The organism is Spiroplasma endosymbiont of Nomada ruficornis (assembly GCF_964030795.1).
Classification (GTDB): domain Bacteria; phylum Bacillota_I; class Bacilli_A; order Mycoplasmatales; family VBWQ01; genus Spiroplasma_E; species Spiroplasma_E ixodetis_A.
The window spans coordinates 1,542,962-1,559,410 of the sequence record NZ_OZ034962.1; the positions used below are offsets into that span (position 1 = coordinate 1,542,962).

At 22.8% G+C, this 16,449-nt stretch carries 27 protein-coding genes and 1 pseudogene; 3 read left to right on the top strand and 25 right to left on the bottom strand.

Features of this window, described 5'->3' with window-relative positions:
* Nucleotide 1: 1 nt before the first annotated feature.
* From AAHM79_RS09325 to AAHM79_RS09420, 20 genes are all read right to left on the bottom strand, one after another.
* Entirely contained in the window at nucleotides 2–1,894 is a 1,893-nt protein-coding gene (locus tag AAHM79_RS09325) for a hypothetical protein (protein ID WP_342257209.1), read from the bottom strand.
* Nucleotides 1,895–1,897: 3 nt separating this feature from the next.
* Entirely contained in the window at nucleotides 1,898–3,595 is a 1,698-nt protein-coding gene (locus AAHM79_RS09330; RefSeq protein ID WP_342257321.1) for a hypothetical protein, read from the bottom strand.
* 11 nt (nucleotides 3,596–3,606) lie between these two features.
* Nucleotides 3,607–4,791: a hypothetical protein gene (locus AAHM79_RS09335; protein WP_338958609.1), complete on the bottom strand. Its 1,185-nt coding sequence runs from the start codon at nucleotides 4,789–4,791 to the stop codon at nucleotides 3,607–3,609.
* Nucleotides 4,792–4,809: 18 nt separating this feature from the next.
* Complete coding sequence (locus AAHM79_RS09340; RefSeq protein ID WP_342257219.1) at nucleotides 4,810–5,187, bottom strand: hypothetical protein; 378 nt, start codon at nucleotides 5,185–5,187, stop codon at nucleotides 4,810–4,812.
* Nucleotides 5,188–5,203: 16 nt separating this feature from the next.
* The gene (locus tag AAHM79_RS09345; protein WP_342257320.1) at nucleotides 5,204–5,395 is read right to left on the bottom strand and encodes a hypothetical protein; all 192 of its coding nucleotides are present in this window, start codon (nucleotides 5,393–5,395) and stop codon (nucleotides 5,204–5,206) included.
* Between the two features lie 34 nt (nucleotides 5,396–5,429).
* Complete coding sequence (locus AAHM79_RS09350; RefSeq protein ID WP_338957552.1) at nucleotides 5,430–5,588, bottom strand: hypothetical protein; 159 nt, start codon at nucleotides 5,586–5,588, stop codon at nucleotides 5,430–5,432.
* 15 nt (nucleotides 5,589–5,603) lie between these two features.
* On the bottom strand, nucleotides 5,604–5,987 hold the full coding sequence (locus tag AAHM79_RS09355; RefSeq protein WP_342257220.1) for a hypothetical protein: 384 nt from the start codon (nucleotides 5,985–5,987) through the stop codon (nucleotides 5,604–5,606).
* Between the two features lie 115 nt (nucleotides 5,988–6,102).
* Nucleotides 6,103–6,375 carry a hypothetical protein gene (locus AAHM79_RS09360; protein WP_342257221.1) on the bottom strand — a complete coding sequence of 91 codons (273 nt, stop codon included), beginning with the start codon at nucleotides 6,373–6,375 and terminating at the stop codon, nucleotides 6,103–6,105.
* On the bottom strand, nucleotides 6,344–6,619 hold the full coding sequence (locus AAHM79_RS09365) for a hypothetical protein (RefSeq protein ID WP_338957557.1): 276 nt from the start codon (nucleotides 6,617–6,619) through the stop codon (nucleotides 6,344–6,346). Before AAHM79_RS09365 ends, AAHM79_RS09360 begins: the two co-directional genes overlap by 32 nt.
* Nucleotides 6,612–6,755: a hypothetical protein gene (locus AAHM79_RS09370; protein ID WP_338957559.1), complete on the bottom strand. Its 144-nt coding sequence runs from the start codon at nucleotides 6,753–6,755 to the stop codon at nucleotides 6,612–6,614. Before AAHM79_RS09370 ends, AAHM79_RS09365 begins: the two co-directional genes overlap by 8 nt.
* A gap of 70 nt (nucleotides 6,756–6,825) precedes the next feature.
* Nucleotides 6,826–7,320, bottom strand: a complete 495-nt coding sequence (locus AAHM79_RS09375) for a hypothetical protein (RefSeq protein WP_342257318.1) — start codon at nucleotides 7,318–7,320, stop codon at nucleotides 6,826–6,828.
* Nucleotides 7,259–7,483 carry a hypothetical protein gene (locus AAHM79_RS09380; protein WP_342257317.1) on the bottom strand — a complete coding sequence of 75 codons (225 nt, stop codon included), beginning with the start codon at nucleotides 7,481–7,483 and terminating at the stop codon, nucleotides 7,259–7,261. The genes AAHM79_RS09375 and AAHM79_RS09380 overlap by 62 nt, the downstream gene beginning before the upstream one ends.
* Before the next feature lie 61 nt (nucleotides 7,484–7,544).
* Nucleotides 7,545–7,751, bottom strand: coding sequence for a hypothetical protein (locus tag AAHM79_RS09385; RefSeq protein ID WP_342257224.1), 207 nt, complete (start codon nucleotides 7,749–7,751; stop codon nucleotides 7,545–7,547).
* Between the two features lie 17 nt (nucleotides 7,752–7,768).
* On the bottom strand, nucleotides 7,769–7,930 hold the full coding sequence (locus AAHM79_RS09390) for a hypothetical protein (protein WP_338957563.1): 162 nt from the start codon (nucleotides 7,928–7,930) through the stop codon (nucleotides 7,769–7,771).
* Nucleotides 7,906–8,226, bottom strand: coding sequence for a hypothetical protein (locus AAHM79_RS09395; RefSeq protein ID WP_342257315.1), 321 nt, complete (start codon nucleotides 8,224–8,226; stop codon nucleotides 7,906–7,908). The genes AAHM79_RS09390 and AAHM79_RS09395 overlap by 25 nt, the downstream gene beginning before the upstream one ends.
* A complete protein-coding gene (locus tag AAHM79_RS09400; RefSeq protein ID WP_338957565.1) occupies nucleotides 8,216–8,653 on the bottom strand; it encodes a hypothetical protein in 438 nt (145 codons plus the stop codon). The genes AAHM79_RS09395 and AAHM79_RS09400 overlap by 11 nt, the downstream gene beginning before the upstream one ends.
* Before the next feature lie 2 nt (nucleotides 8,654–8,655).
* A complete protein-coding gene (locus tag AAHM79_RS09405; protein WP_338957566.1) occupies nucleotides 8,656–8,820 on the bottom strand; it encodes a hypothetical protein in 165 nt (54 codons plus the stop codon).
* Nucleotides 8,821–8,954: 134 nt separating this feature from the next.
* Nucleotides 8,955–9,149 carry a hypothetical protein gene (locus AAHM79_RS09410; protein WP_342257314.1) on the bottom strand — a complete coding sequence of 65 codons (195 nt, stop codon included), beginning with the start codon at nucleotides 9,147–9,149 and terminating at the stop codon, nucleotides 8,955–8,957.
* Between the two features lie 63 nt (nucleotides 9,150–9,212).
* On the bottom strand, nucleotides 9,213–9,473 hold the full coding sequence (locus tag AAHM79_RS09415) for a hypothetical protein (protein ID WP_342257423.1): 261 nt from the start codon (nucleotides 9,471–9,473) through the stop codon (nucleotides 9,213–9,215).
* A gap of 12 nt (nucleotides 9,474–9,485) precedes the next feature.
* The gene (locus tag AAHM79_RS09420) at nucleotides 9,486–9,617 is read right to left on the bottom strand and encodes a hypothetical protein (RefSeq protein WP_338958910.1); all 132 of its coding nucleotides are present in this window, start codon (nucleotides 9,615–9,617) and stop codon (nucleotides 9,486–9,488) included.
* Nucleotides 9,618–10,159: 542 nt separating this feature from the next.
* Between AAHM79_RS09420 and AAHM79_RS09725 the strand changes: the two are divergent.
* A pseudogene (locus tag AAHM79_RS09725) lies at nucleotides 10,160–10,480 on the top strand (ISNCY family transposase); the annotation flags it as partial.
* A 141-nt stretch (nucleotides 10,481–10,621) separates the two neighbouring features.
* On the opposite strand, the gene AAHM79_RS09425 reads toward AAHM79_RS09725, so the two are convergent.
* From AAHM79_RS09425 to AAHM79_RS09730, 5 genes are all read right to left on the bottom strand, one after another.
* Nucleotides 10,622–11,113, bottom strand: a complete 492-nt coding sequence (locus AAHM79_RS09425) for a hypothetical protein (protein ID WP_342257727.1) — start codon at nucleotides 11,111–11,113, stop codon at nucleotides 10,622–10,624.
* Nucleotides 11,114–11,523: 410 nt separating this feature from the next.
* The gene (locus AAHM79_RS09430) at nucleotides 11,524–12,006 is read right to left on the bottom strand and encodes a hypothetical protein (protein WP_342257728.1); all 483 of its coding nucleotides are present in this window, start codon (nucleotides 12,004–12,006) and stop codon (nucleotides 11,524–11,526) included.
* Between the two features lie 168 nt (nucleotides 12,007–12,174).
* Entirely contained in the window at nucleotides 12,175–13,125 is a 951-nt protein-coding gene (locus AAHM79_RS09435; RefSeq protein WP_342257729.1) for an IS30 family transposase, read from the bottom strand.
* A 113-nt stretch (nucleotides 13,126–13,238) separates the two neighbouring features.
* The gene (locus AAHM79_RS09440; RefSeq protein WP_342257730.1) at nucleotides 13,239–15,035 is read right to left on the bottom strand and encodes an ankyrin repeat domain-containing protein; all 1,797 of its coding nucleotides are present in this window, start codon (nucleotides 15,033–15,035) and stop codon (nucleotides 13,239–13,241) included.
* 368 nt (nucleotides 15,036–15,403) lie between these two features.
* Complete coding sequence (locus AAHM79_RS09730; protein ID WP_425289564.1) at nucleotides 15,404–15,643, bottom strand: integrase core domain-containing protein; 240 nt, start codon at nucleotides 15,641–15,643, stop codon at nucleotides 15,404–15,406.
* Here AAHM79_RS09730 and AAHM79_RS09445 point away from each other — a divergent pair.
* Both AAHM79_RS09445 and AAHM79_RS09450 read left to right on the top strand, forming a co-directional pair.
* Nucleotides 15,578–16,066, top strand: coding sequence for a hypothetical protein (locus tag AAHM79_RS09445; protein WP_342257731.1), 489 nt, complete (start codon nucleotides 15,578–15,580; stop codon nucleotides 16,064–16,066). The two genes, AAHM79_RS09730 and AAHM79_RS09445, sit on opposite strands and share 66 nt — an antisense overlap.
* A 145-nt stretch (nucleotides 16,067–16,211) precedes the next feature.
* Entirely contained in the window at nucleotides 16,212–16,415 is a 204-nt protein-coding gene (locus tag AAHM79_RS09450; protein WP_342257710.1) for a hypothetical protein, read from the top strand.
* The last annotated feature ends 34 nt before the right edge of the window (nucleotides 16,416–16,449 follow it).

Sequence of the window (16,449 nt, forward strand, 5' to 3'; positions counted from 1 at the left end):
TTTATTCCTGTAATTCTTCTACTTTTCATGTATTACCTTTATCGCTACCTTTTAAAGAATAAATAGTAATAAATTTTGAGTGTTGTACTGATAAAACTAAGACATTAGTATTATTGTTAAAAACTTCTATTGGTACACCTGCTATTTTTGTATTAGTTATAATAAATTCTTTAATTGCAAAAACATTATTATATATATTTCAAGAATAATAAACTTTATATCTTTTATTAACTATAAAATCATAAGTAATTTGTCAATTATCTCATTTATTTTTTTCTCTTATTCCTACTTCTTTTCAAATTGAACTACTTGGAGGAATTGGAATTGGTTGTGGTTGTTTTTTGATAATTTCATTAATAGCACCAGCAACAGTTTTATCAGTAGTTTCTAAATTAGGAATTTCAGTACCAATAGTATTTATAGAAAAAGCATATTTGAATTGGTCTTTATCCATTTTATTGTCTAATTTTTTATCTACTTCTTCTTTTTTATAATAATCAGTTAAATCAGTTTTCCCGCAAGTAGCACTAATTTTATTATTTTCATCAATTTTAATATTTTCACCAGCAATTAACTTATCTTGTTTTTTATCTAATAATTGATTTGTTTCTAGTTTTGTATAATAATCATGTTCAGTATTTTCTTCTGCTATAAATTCAGTTGGTGTATCTATTCCTTGATATTGATATATTTCTTCTATATCACCAATTAAATTAATTTTTCCAAGTTCAGGATAAGAATTACCACCACCACTAAATTGTTTCTTTTTATTGTTATAGTAAATAGTTCCAATATTTAAAATATTTTTATTTTGTATTTGTTCTCCATAAGTCATGGAATCAACATTTAACAATTCAAATTCGTTAAAAACATTATTTAAATAAATTTTAATTACTTTATAAAATTTCATAAAGTTATTTTCTGTTGAATATTGATAACTGATTTTAATAAAATATCATTTAAATATTTCTATATTATTATTTTCAACTTTTTTTCATAAGGGACTAGTTTCAATATTAAATCAATTATTTTTAACATCATTAATATTTTCGTTTGTTTTAATTAATTCACTATTTAATTTGGTAATTTCATTTTCATTTGTAGTAATTCGTTTTTGTTGTTTAGCAGAAAAATCACAAGTTGGTGCATGTGTATAATCACCAATTTGTGGATTGTTTTGTAAAACATCAGGTGGTAATGTTCCAATTTCATTAGGTCAATCTAAAATCATAGTTTCAGTTTTTGAGTCATATTCTGTTGCAACATAACCTTTATTTATTAAATTTGTAACTGGTCCCCTATATGTTTCATTTTTATTACCATTAATGGTATCATCATATAATTTTATTTGCTTTGATAATGTAAATTCTTTTTGTTCTTGAATTAATTCATTAACTTGGTTTCTAGTATAAAATGCTTTTAAGTCAATTTTTTCAACATCTATTTCATCATTATTATAATTTGAAAATATTTGTTTTAATTCTGTTAATCTTGCTCATATTTTCATTCTACTAGGTGCTAAATCTCAAATATTAATCGTAGGAGTACTACTTGCACTAAATTGATTACCATTATTAAATTGAATAGTAGCATCAACATTAAATTCAATTGGTGTACGATTAAATACTCAATGTTCAACCATAACATAAACCATATCTCTTAAAGTTTCTTTAATTAATTCATCTTTAAAACTATCAAAAGGAAATTTAGATAAAATAAAATCAAGATAAGCATTAATATCATTTTGAGCACGAATAGCAAATGTTTTAAATCAATCATCAACATTTGGTCATGTATTTATATATTGTCGTGGTGTTTCTGTAATTGTTCCAGTTAATGGATATCAGTTATTATAATTTTCTAAACTGACACCAGTTCAAAGTTTATTAATCATATTTTATCATTCCTTAAAAAATGCTTTTTTATAACGTTTGGTTTTTGATTTAGTTTTTCTATGTGATATATGTATAATTTCTTTTTGTAATTTTTTATTTCCTTTTTTTACAACTTGATTATATGCAAATTTTTCTAAATGTCTTAACAATCCAGTACCAAATACAGTATTAACTGATAATTTTAAACCCACCCTTTTAAATGATTTATTGACATTATCAATAGGATTATTAATAACATTAACTACTTTATGATAAGTTCTAATTGTCCTTAATATTTGCCTATAAATTTTAAAACTATCTTTAATCATTTGTTGTACAACTGGTAGAGCAAAAGCAATACTTTTTAATCATTTATTTTGACTAACTCCATATCCAATATATCAACCGCTATATCATCTATATCAATGAAATGGATGTATTTGAATAACAAAAGTTTCTGCTTTGATAATACTATCAATAACTACAATTGGTTTATATTTAGGATTACGATGATAAATAGTAATTCCACATTTATCTAATGATAAAGGTTGAATTTTACAAGCCATAAATACTGGTGAATTTAATGGAATTAATTGTGCATGTTTAATTGCTTTCTTTTCAGCACTTGTAAATACATCAATTGTTTTTTCTTTTAATTTATTAATTTTTTCAAATGCTTGTTTTTCTAATTTTTCGAATTTCTCTTGTAATTTATAAATATTTATTCTTATTTTTTCAAAATATGAAGTATCTTTTCAAAATTTATTTAAACCTTTTTTAAAATAAAATTTAATATCAAAATATTTAAAAGTTTGATTTGCTTTTAATACTAATTTATGAATTGAACTATTTTTAAAATTAAATTTAATTGCATTAGCACGAATTTTTTGTAAATCTAAAATTAAAGATTTTCCATATCTATTTTCTGCATGTATTGTATGAACTAAATTTAATCAGTCATGTTGGTTCATTTTTAATACTTCTTTTAAATCAGTATTATATTTTTGTAAAAAATTGTTTGCTTTATCAATATCTTTAATTTTAAATTTAGGAGTTAACTGTGGACTTAACTTTATTAATTCATTTTGTAATAATAAATAATTTTTTAATTCTTGTACTTCTAATTTTGCAAAATTATTTTTATATTGTCTTTCAGCAACAAAACCTAAATTTTGTATTATTGTTTCGCGATTTGGAGCATGGTTATAATTAAATAAATAACGTTTATTTCCAATAATTTTATCTGTTAAAATTTCTTTTCCACTTACTTGACTAATGATTTCTTGTAAATTTTTTGCTTTTTTAATGCCAATTTGTTCTAATGTTTTAGTTTTTTCTGCTAAACTAATAAATTTAGTTGTACGATAACCACGACTAATTCTATTAAGTCCAGCAAATGCAGGTAATATATTAAAAAAAGTATTTAATGGTGTAACATTTCCTTTTAAATAATCATAAACTTGATTAATAGTAAAATCAGTTAAAAACTCTACACCAACAGCACTAATACTAGCAAGTAAATCACTTGCACCTAAACCAAGTGCTAAACTTTCACTTAATCCACCAGTAAAAGGAGCAAGTGCTACTGCTATTACTTGTACACCAATCATTTCTAAAATTTCTCATCATCAACTTTTATGTTCTTGTTGTTGACTTGTTCTAGTATGTTTTGGTTTATTTATGTTTAAAAGTATTGCTGTACTAGTTGTACCAATTGGCATAATAATTATCCTTATTTAAGAGTTATTTTTATAGGATTTGTTGAACCTTGATAATTTTTATCAGTGTCATTAGTAGTGATTACTACATATAAATCTCCTGCTTTTTGGTTTTGATTACTTACATCCACTTGACCTTGGGCATCACTAAAATAATTAATAATTGGAGTTGTTAAATTTGGATTTAAATTATTTAGTTCAGTTGTATTTTTAATTGTTGTATCTAATAATTTATTCTTTTTAGTAGTATCAGCAGTAATATTAGTTGTTAATGTTGTAATTTCTTCACTTAAATATTTTTTATTAACAATACCACATAACATTCATCTTGATTCTGTTTCTGAGTTTGACATATAAGGAATAGATTCTCCTGTTACTTGTCCACCAACTAAATATCTTTTTGGAACTTTACCATCTTTAATATCTTCAACATATATACTAGTTTGTTGTAACATATATCTTTTCATTGCTTTTGGTGTTGCTAAAACAAAATTCATAATTTGATTTTTATTTTCAGTATTTTTAAATGTCATATAATCATCCATAACAATTTGACATAATACACCTTTAATATATAAATTTGTTCCATTTAATCTTAATTGTTGTGCTAGTTGATTATCAGTAATTAAACCTTTATTATCTGCTAAATAAACTAAAGTATCATAAAGACTATTTGTTATAAAAAATTTACAATTATTACTATTTCTTAATTGAAATAAAGTATTTCATGCTGATAACATTGATTTTAAATATCCTACTGGTGTTGTATCAGTAATGATTACTTTTTTGGCAGATTTAGCAATTGTATTTGTATCATTATTTGCTAAATAATCTGCTAAATCATTAGCAACTTCATATTGCATACTTTCTAGTAAATTTTGCCCATTATCTGCAAATAAATCAACTTCACCAATCATTTCTCCTGTACTAGCTTCTTTTGTAATTTCTTTAATAATTTTATCAGTATCAACATAACCAACTTCTAATCCTTTACTTTTATCATTTCAATGAAGTATTTTGAATGTTGGGTCTTTTGGTTTTTTAACTATAAATTCAATTTTTGTAGAATTAACCATTTCAATTGGAAAAAAACTTGCTCATGGACTATTTGATTGTTTATAAAATTCTATAAATTCAGGTGTTTCTACTAATTTTGTAGTATTATCTAAATTTTGTTTAAATGGCACTGGATTTGGCATTTTAAATTTTCCTTTCTTTTATAAATTATTTTTCTTTTTATAATCTAATAAACTACTTTTTATTGAAGTTTCTTGATTTGTTAATATTGTTTCTTGTTTACCACCTGTATTAATTGGTTCTTTAAATAGTGGTTGTTCTTTAATCATTTTTTTAATAGTTTCTTCAATTTTTGAATTTTCTATATTACTTGTTTTAAATTTTAAAAATTCATAAAATTCTTTTTTAACTTGATATTTTTTAAATATATTAATTATTTCTTTTTCTTTAATTTCTTGATTAAGTTTATTTAACTTATTTTCTAATTCAACAATCTTAATTTCTTGCTCTTGTTGTAAATTATTATTTTCAATTAAAGGTTCAGTATTTTGTTCAACATTAGTTTCATTTTCTAACATTTAAATCACACCTTTATTATTTATTTTCTTTTCCATTAATTTTTTCATTAAGTTTTGCTAATTTTTTTTGATGTTTCATCACTTTATTATTTCTTCTAATATGTTTTGGAGTTGTAATAAATCTTTTCAATCAAACAATTAATTCTCTACAAATTAATGTTCCTACACTTGTTCCAATAATAATTAATTCATGTAAAAATTCTTTCATTTTCAATTATTTCCTTTCAATTATTTATTTTTAATTATTCGTCAAATTGACCATTATTAATTCTTTCAATCATTGATTTTGAATTACTTATAATAGTTACCAATAAAGATATTTCTTTATTTAATTGTTCCATTCTTTCTTTATATGTCTGAATTTCATTGTTATAATATTCAATCAATTTTTCTTTATTCATTAGTTATCATCTCCTTTATAAACTATCATATGTAGTTGGTCTTTCATATAAAACATCACTACTTCCACTATTATTACTAATAGCATCACTATTAATTAATCTTCTTGTTTCATTTGTAAATGATGTTTCTTGCATTTCTTGATTATAATTTGTAGTTTCCATAGGTAATAAATTATGTATAATTTCACTTGCACCAGCAACTATTGTTGGTACTGCATAAGCATTATTAAAATCATTATTTATACCCATAGCTACACCACTTGAAATTAGACATCCACTAGTTGCCATATTACATATTTTTCTTATTACTTCAAATCTATTAGGTATTAGTTCACTTAACCCACCAATTAGATTTGATATACCATAAGTACTTAAACTAATATATGTATCTCAATCCATTTGTTGTTTATTATCATTAGTTAATAATAATGGTCATGGTGGTGTTTCTGTGGTAGTAGTTGTTAATCAAGGTGGTGGTTCAGGATTAGGATTGATTTTTGTAAATTTTGCATAATTAATTAAACCAATAGTTCCTAAACCTAATAATATTTTTTTTACTTGAATTTAATATTTTCTTTTTAGTACTTGGCATTTGATTTAAGTTTCATATATCAATTCCTAACTTTTTACTAAATAATAAAGCATTAATACTTCCTAATACTGGATTACCAATAATTTGACCATAATAAGCACTTGTACCAATCATTGCTGATAATGGACTTATTCCAATTCTTATTATTTTTAATAAAGTATAGTTATTTGATTGTACATTCGTGTCATTTGGCATTTTCATTTACTCCTTCATTTTTTGGTTTAATAAACACTTCAACTCAACCTGTATAGTGAACGTTATCACCAACTAAAATAGCAGTATTTGCATGTGGTTGAGAAACAACTAAATATTCAGCAATAACATTAGGATATTTTCATAAAATAATTGCTTTTATATCATTACTATCTGTTAAATCTTTGGGATTTGGTGAAAATATTTCTATTTTATCTTGACCAAATAAATCTGTTAATTTAGTCATTATCAAATTCACCTTTTTCTATTTTTTCAATTAATAAATTTAAAATATTTTTGTCCAAATCAGAGTTTGTATAATTAATTTTTTTAGTTCATTTAATTATATCTTTCATATATTTAAGTAATTTTTCTTTATTCATTATTTATTCTCCTTATTTAAATAATATCAACCAATTAATAAACTATCTGCTTCATCATGATTTGATATTTTTATATTTCAATTATTTCTTTAATAATTTCTTCAGCAACATATATACTTAGTTCTTTATCTCAAGGTCTTAATCAAAAAATAGGTGGGTCATAACGTTCATATCATTTCTTTCATTCACTTGGACTTATTAACATATCTTTTGTTAATAATTTATTAAATTGTCCTGCAATAAAACCACGTAAATGTTCTTGAGTTTCATAACCAATACCATTTTTTGAATTAAAAGTACCACGTTCAATAATTAAATCCAATTCATTATCATTAACTTTTATATCTCAATAAAATTTTCTTTGTCCATCATATTCTTTTAAATTATAACTTTTAACAAATATTGGTTTTCAATTTCAAAAATCATATTTATCATGTAAATAAACTTTTTTTCATAAAGTAAATCCAGTATTTTTAATACTTGGGTCAATTGAAAGTAAATAATTAGTCATTATCAAATCACCGGTCTTTAATTCTGGTTTTAATTGGTTTATAAACTTCTTCATAATATCCGTTTAAGCGATATGTGTTTTTAAGATATTGCATAAATCTTTCTTTATTAATACAATTTTTATGTCTTGATTTATTAATTTCATCAACTTTATTTCTATGTTCTTTATCACCTTGATAACAATGTTCACATACATTTCTCAGCAGTTTTTTTCGCAAGTAAATAAATCATGTTTTTTATCACATACACAACAATCTTCACAACATACTTCTTTATTCATTATTTATTCTCCTTTCTATTATTTCTTTCTTGCTTTATTAAGAAATTTATTGAAATAATTTGATTATCACCATCACCTAATTTTTTTAAAAGATATTCATATCTTTTCTTAAAATCTTCACTATCAATATCTCTATCTTGGTAAATTATTTTTTTCAATTTTTTGATTTTATACAAGGTTTTTGGAGAATATATTTCTCCATGCATGCAAAGAAAACATTTCATTATTTATTCTCCTTATTTTCAATTTGATTAGCAATTTCACTTAATATTTTTAATACTTTATATTCATTTTTTAATTCTTTAATAATAAATATTAAAAATATTATTAGTGTTATACTTGTTATTAATATTGGTGCTATTAATAAAATTTCTCATCATATCATTTTTTACTCTTTTCATTTTTTAAATCATTTAACATTAATTGAACAAAATACACGATTTTAGGAATGTTTAAAGTATTAAAAATTTGACCAGTGACAATAATTTCATCGTTTTTGTTTAATAAAATACATCGGTTATAAAATTTTGGATTATTAAAAATTAAAGTAACATAGTTTAAACCATTTCATTGACCACGAACACTATAATATAATTCTTTATTACCTTTTTCGTAATATTTTGCTTCAATAGTGTTACTTAGTTTTACTGTTAATTTGACATAATTGGCTTTATCTTTCATTTTTATAATTCCTTAAATAGTATTGAATGTGTTTATATGCATCTTGTTCATGTTTTGTTAATTTTATATTTCCTTTATAATTTGTTATTTTATTTTTATTTTTTGGTTGGTTTTCTAGATAATCTCAGTTGAAAACATCTTGTACTAATACCATTAATGAACCAATAATTTTAGGAGTTGCTAATGGATTAGTTAATAATTGTTTTGAACTTAAAAAGAAATTTTCTACAATAACTAATATTTTGTTTTCAAAAAATTGTTCTTTGATTATTGATAATATTCTTTTATAACGATTTTTACTTTCAAAAACATGTGTTGTGTTGAATGTTTCTGTATAAATAATCCTATTTGTTTCATTTGAATATATAACAATTCCATTATTACCAATACCAGCGGGGTCAATCCCAATAATTAAGTCATATTGCATTATTAATCAAATTCACCATTTTTAATTTTTTGATTTAATTGAGATATAAGATTTAATCTTCCATTAAAACAACTTTTTCAAAGTTTAGTTACTTTTTCATCGTCTCTCATTTCTTTATTTCATTCTCATTCATCTTTAAGATATTCAAGTATTTTTTCTTTATTCATATTTATACCTCCTACTTAACCTAATATTTAAAATACAGTCATAACAAATTGCTTTACTATTTTTATCTCTTAAAAAATATTTTCTTGTTTTTATATCATTAGTATTAAAGAATAAATAATCTAATTTATTTTGTTTACATGTTCAACAAAAATACTTTTTCATTATGAGTTGAAATTTCCTTATAAGAAGTAACTATATAATTAATTGGTAAATCATCATGTTTATATGGATTATTTATTTTAAAACCTTTTCTGTTTTCTTCTCACGTAATGTTATATTTAAAACAAGGATTAGTAATTTTAGTTTTGTTATCTGTTATTTCACCCATAAATCAACTATTATGCTGTTCATAAAATGTTAATTGTTCAAGTTTTATATCATTAAGATAATATTATTTTGGAGCAGTTGGTTTATTAACAGTTATTTTTTGGTCTTTAATATATGGTTCTAATAACTTTATTAATTCATTACCACTTAATTCTTTTTTAATATTTTCTAAATTAAAAACTCAATATGTGCAACTGTTATCAACAATAAAAGAATTATTTTTAATCATTCATTTTGGAAGAGATAATTTATATTCAACATAATCAATAAGAATAGATTGTGGTTTATCTTTAACAATTTGTTCTTTTTTAAATTCTATTTGCATAATAATCCTTTCCTAATATGTTCTGTTGCTTCTAGCATAAAGAACATATATTTTTATTCTTAGATTATTAATAATACTACTATTTGTTTTATTCATTCCAGCAATTCTGGGCTCAAAAATAAATTGTGAAATTTTAAAAAACATTGAGGCATTCGATTCAATATTTATTTAATTTGCGTTTAGCAAATTAATATTTTAATTGAACCGGTCCCGCTCAATTTTTTTTACAAGTTTGAAATTTATTTTCTCGCCCAAAAATTTTTCAAAAAAAAATAAAAAATAAAACCAACACTTGCTCACTTGGTAGTGGCAAGGTTGGTTAAATAAAGAATAATAGTTGGTCCCCACTCCGGGTCTATATATACTAGTTTCCAATTCGCTCCCACCCCAAGAATTACCATTTCTGGTTAGTATATTTTATTAGGTATCACTCCACTTTTTATTTATCCATGCAAGTCCACATGCTAGCTACTATTTTTAACAACTATGTTGTAGTTCACTTTTTTATTTCCCTAACACGTGTTGATAATAGTGCTAAAGACGGTTATTAAAAATTTTAAAATTTTACAATTACAAAAAAAGACAAGAATTTTATTCTCGTCTTTTGTCATTTATTTTTTAATTTAATAGTTTAAAAAAGAAAGGAGTTATTTTTAAAAATTTTTATTTATCGACATCTTCGGTACGCTCCCATTAAAGCTCCAAACCAAGAAGAAATAAATATTTATCTTTCAAGATTTTCTAAAAGAAAAACGGATAGTGGTTCAAATATAACATATTATGGTAAAAAGTATTTTCCTTATAAAAATAGCAAAGTTCAATACATACAACCTAGAACTGATGTAATTGTACTTAAATCGTTTATTAATGAGTTATATCTTAGTTATAATCATCAAATATATGAATTAAAAGAAATAGCACCAAAACCAATTATCAAAGAGGATTTGATAAAAACTAAAAAGGTTTATATACCAAATAAAAACCATCCTTGAAGATATGGATACTAATAATACCAAATTAAAATTAGATAAAATTCTTTTTATAAAAGATTATTTTTGTGAATACTTAACTATATAAAATTTTAAATCGTTTGTCGAGCAGCAAATTTGGTGCCTTAAAATTGATTTTAAAGATATAAAAAAATAAAATTATACACCACCAATAGCACAAGCACCAGAAGCCATTGTTGTAATACCACCAACAACATTACCAATTATGGGAATAGTATTTAAAGCACCATTAACAATAGTTAATGTGTTTTCACAATTTAAATTTGATTTATTTTCTAGATTTAGAAGTCTGTTGTCAAGTTCATTAACTTGTTTTTTTAAAGTTTCAAAATCTGCTTTGATTCCTTGAATATTTTTGTTTAATTCATCTAACTTTAATTCATGTTCAATTAAAGTTGAAATATAACTTCAATCTCTTATATAACCTTTTATTATTTCTTTTTCTTGTCTTTTTCAATTATATAATGCTTGAGGATTAAATGTTTTAGAATTATTGATTGCTTGTGGTAAAGTAGAATTTCATTCATTTATATGTGCAAATCATTGTTTAACTTTTGAATCATTTGCTATAATATTTGAAATTTCATTAAATTTATCTTGTTTTACATAGGTAAAAGTTGGTTTTGTCAAACCATAAGAATAGGGACTAAAAGTACCAACAATTATTTTTTTTCAAAATAGCCAATAAAGTGTGAGTAATTAGATTTATCCAATAAATAAACTTCTGATAATTTAAAATTATGATATTTTTTCTTTATGGCACTTTTCATTTCGTTATCAACGTTATGATTAATTTTTCCTAAATTAATTTTTATATCTTTATTTCAATCTGGAAAATCATTTTCTAAATTATCAAGACGATTATTTGGATAATATTTCTCATCTTCTGTTATTATTCTTACTGATTCAAAATCAAATCAATTAAATGGTTTTTCATAAAGTACAATTTCTATACGTTCTTTTCTAGAACTATCTGTATATACTTTTTCAATTTTTGAAAAATTATCTCAAATTGTTTTACCTACTTGTTGTATTTCTTTTTATGTTCATGGAAAAATTGCAGTAATTGAAATATCATTAGAATTATATCGTTGCATCATATCCTCTTTAAATTTTTCGCCAAGTTCTCATGCAGGATTATCTTTTCAATAATGATAATCAGCTATTATTCCTTCAAAAGTTTTTGGTGTAAATGAACAAGTTACTTTACCTCAACTACCCCTTATTTCGTTTTTACCATTTAATGTTCTTTTTAATCGATTTCTGTGTTTTTCATGATGATGTTTATTCATATTTATTTTGCTATTTGTTGTTGGGTTGTTAATAATAAAATCTGTTTGATTATTACTTGCAAAATTTAATTGTTGATTTACTAAATCTAAACTAGTCGTATTTTTTCTAACTCAATTTTTAATATTTGAATTATCAATTGACTTACCATTAATACCTTGTATTTTATTATTTAAAAGTGGAGCAGTTAATACTCACAATTTAAATCAATAACTTGGACTAAAATATTTCATAATTTTGTTCTCCTTTGAAAGTAAATATTTTTATATTTACTTTCAAAACAAAGCAACTTTTATTTGTTAAATTTTACTTCTTTTTTATTTTTTTTGATAAATATTTTTGGGAAATTTTCACTCGATATTGACACTTATTTAAATGCTAAATTGTAAAGGTAAGTGCAACTAAATTATTTTTCTATCCAAATATTCGATTGGCGAAAGATAATTTAGTATTTTTCTCGGTCTTTGATTTAAAGACAATATAAATTTATGAACTTCATTTTTATTAGTTTTTGAAAAAATAAATTTTTTAGGAAATTTTTCTCTAATTAAACCATTAGTATTTTCATTAGTACCTCTTTGTCAAGGTGAATATGGATTGGCAAAATAAATTTTTACATCTAAATTTTTTTCAAGTTGTTGTCAATTTGAAAATTCTTTGCCACGATCAAAAGTAATAGTTTTAACAATGTTTTTAGGAAGAATTGATAAATAATAACTGACATTTTTATTAATAACTTTAGTAGTTCTGTTTTTAACTAATATTGCTAAAGTAAATCGTGATACTCTTTCAACTAAAGTTATTAAACATGATTTGCTTTTACCTCGTGATGATACTATAGTATCTCCTTCTCAATGACCAAGTGTTATACGATCATTAACATTTATATCTCGTTCTTTAATTGATTTACCATTAAACTTGCCACGATTTTCTTGAGATTTTCGTTTTTTACCTTTTCTTCTTAAATTTTTACTAGTAACTTTATCAAGCATTCCAAAATAAATTCAAGTATAAATTGTTTTAAAACTAATAACTCACTCTTTATGAAAATTTTTAATTCTGCCATAAATTTGTTCAGATGATCAACCTAATAGTAATTTTTGTTGTACATATTTTACTAAATTCTTATTTTTAAACTTATGAAAACTAATATGTGATTGTTTTCGATTTTCAGCTTTATTTTGTGCAATTAATGAAAAATAATGATTATTATCTTTATTTCTATTAATTTCTCGAATAATAGTACTAATACTTCGATTAAGATTTTTAGCTATTTCACTAATTTTAAATTTAAATTTCAATTGATTCTCAATATAAATCCTTTCATCTATGCCAAGATGTTTATAACTCATATAAAAACTCCTTACTTTTTTCTAAACTAAATTTAGCATTATGAAATTTTTATATGAGAATTTTTTGCAATTTTATTTACTTGCACTTACAAGTATAATTCAGCATCTTTTTTTTACATTTGTGATGAACTTCGTTTATATCCGCTTGTTGAAGGTTGATTTTGCAAATCTATAGAATTTATTTCATTTTTTTCAAATATTAACTTAGGTAATTTTGAACTTGTTGAATTAATTAATTCGTTTTCAAAAAACTTTCTTTTGATATTTTTCATATCACTTGGGTTGTCAGAAACATATACAAAATTCAATTGTTTGAATAATAATTCACTTATTTCTCGACTAATATCATATTTTTTTAATACCACATCTAAAGGAATAAACCCTCCAACATCTTTAATATTTGGATCTGCACCATTTTCAAGTAATAATTTAACCATTTCAATATTTTTTGTATATATATAAAGATATAAGGTAGTAGCCAAAGTTTCATCTTGTGCATTAATATCAGCACCATTTTCAATAAACAATTTTACTATTTCAATATTATTACATTCTACAGCTCAATGTAAAGGTGTACATCCATTTATATCTTTTAAATTTACATCAGCATGATTTTCAAGTAATAATTTAACCATTTCAATATTATTACATTCTACAACTAAATGTAAAGGTGTACATCCATCTACATCTTGTGCATCAATATCAGCATGATTTTCAAGTAATAATTTAACCATTTCAATATTATTATTTTTTACTGCAATTTGTAAAGGAGTATAACGACTTTTTTTATCTTCAATATTAGCATTAATTTTAAAATTTTCATTTAATCACCTACATGACAATATGTCATTATATTTTGAAAAATAAATCAAAAGTATGTCAATATATTTTTTTTTATTAATATCATTAATATTATCATATTTTAATATTTCCTTAATAATTTCAATTCGATTATTATTAAATGCATAATCTAAGATTGTACAATTATTTTCATCTTGTGCATTAATATCAGCACCATTTTCAATAAGCAATTTTACTATTTCAATATCATTATCAGAATTTGCTACAGCAATTTGTAAAGGTGTACATCCATTTATATCTTTTAAATTTACATCAGCACCATGTTGAAGTAAATATTCAACTATTGCAAAATAACCATTATCTACTGCATAATGTAGAAGAAAAACTAAAGGTTCATTCTTATTATATTTTTCATTTTTTTCATTATTTTTTATCAAGCAATCATTGATATTTTTATGTTCAAAAAAATTTTTTAATTTTTGTTCTTTATTTCAAAGTATTGATTCATTTATATTTTGAATTTTATTTTTAAAATTCTTGAAATGAAAATCATTTATTTCTTTTTTAATTGTTGTTTTTCCTTTAATAGAAATAGATAGTAAATCATTAGAATTGATTAATGATTCGTTAGTAACAAATTTACCATGAATTCCTTTTTCAAAATTAGTACCATCTCCACCTTTTCCATAATAAATTTTATTGATATCTAAATTTAAATTAGTTAAATTAATGGCATATAAAAATCATTTTTTATTGCTTGATTTATTTGAAAAAGAATGATTAAATCTATTAATTAATACATTATTTCCACTAATATCAATGCCTACTTCTTCTCACATTTCTTTTACAACTGTTGTATAATAATCCATACTCTCAAGTCCACCGGTAATAGTACTATACTGACTAATTTTAGATACTATTTCATGAGCTGGGTTTTTTTCTTTATGTATTTGCAAATAATAATATTGATTGTCTTTTAAAACATAGGGCAAAATGGCAACTCCTTGGTTGTTACATCAAGGTTCTTCAACATAGATAAAACCATTCTTTATTTTTACTCCAATAAATTTAGAATCAAACAATACTTTTTCGTTATTTATATTTAACATAATTTATTTTACTTCCTTTTAAAAATAGAAATCCGTAATGAATTATAAAATTTTATATTAAATTTTATAAATTGATTATACAATAAATTTTATTTTTGTTTAAATTTTCGGAAGTGAAAATATGTCAAATAAAATCAAAAGACCAATGAATGTGCTTATATGCTTTTTAGTAAAGAAAAGAGAGCAGAAATTATTCAACAAAAACCAGAACTTAAAAAAAGTTGCAGAAATTGCAAAATTGATTGGTAATCATTGAAAAAATGCTTATTACGATACAATTATATAGTTACCGGTGTGGTCTTGGACGATGGCGCTGGTAACGATTATATTTAATTTAAAGATTTGTAAGGTGGTACAAACATTTTGGACTATTTTCCATATAATAAAAGTTTATCAAAATAATCCATAAGAGTCATTAATCCTAATGATTTATGTGGTTTAGAATTGTTATAATATTCTTGAAAAGAATTCACTAATTTTTGAAATAAACTAAAATCACTATTTAAATATGGTTTTATTTCAAATAAATTACTTCAATTTCTGTGAAATCTTTCAATCTTACCATTACTCTGTGGTGATCTAAACGGTGTAGTTTCATATTTATTGATAAAATTACAATTAGTGCTTTTTTAGTTACAATCGGTATTGGAAGTAAAATATTTTCATCATTATTTTCACCTATAACAAAAAAAGTTGAATCATGAATTTCTAACAAAATATATAAAAATGAAGAACTTAAAGAAAAAAACAAAAAAGAACGTGATTCAATAATTAAAAATTTAATAAGTGATAAACTAAACACTAAATTACAAACTCAATATGATATTTTAAAACAAGAATTAGACAATAGAAAAGATAAAACTATAAATGAACTCTTAAATAATAAAACCATAAATAATAGTTCAAATATTGAACCATTAAACGTCAGTGATTTTGATTCAGATATAAAAAATACAGTAAATAATCAAGGTCCACAATCTTCAATAAGTTCAAATCATAACTGAAATAAAGTAAAATGTTTATTAACATAAACAATAAAGTTCTAATCGCTATTTTCAAAAAATAGCGATTTTTTATTATTTTTTACACATTTTTCGTTTTAAAAATATATAATTTTTCTTGGATATTTTAAGGATAGAAAAAAATATTCAAAAAAATTGAGAGGAATTTTATAATATGGAAAAATGAAGCCAAGCAGATAAAGACAAGTGAAACAAAAGAGTTGATGAAACAAATAAAGCTTGAGGAGAAAAAAACGAACGTGAAAGACGAGAAAGAGTTGCTAATGCTCTTGGATTTGAAAAAGAAAAATCAAAAGTAAATAGCGAAGCTTCAACAAGCAAAGGACAAAGTTCTAGTAGTAAATCACAAAAAATGTAAATTTTAATACATGACTATTGTAATAACTAAATTT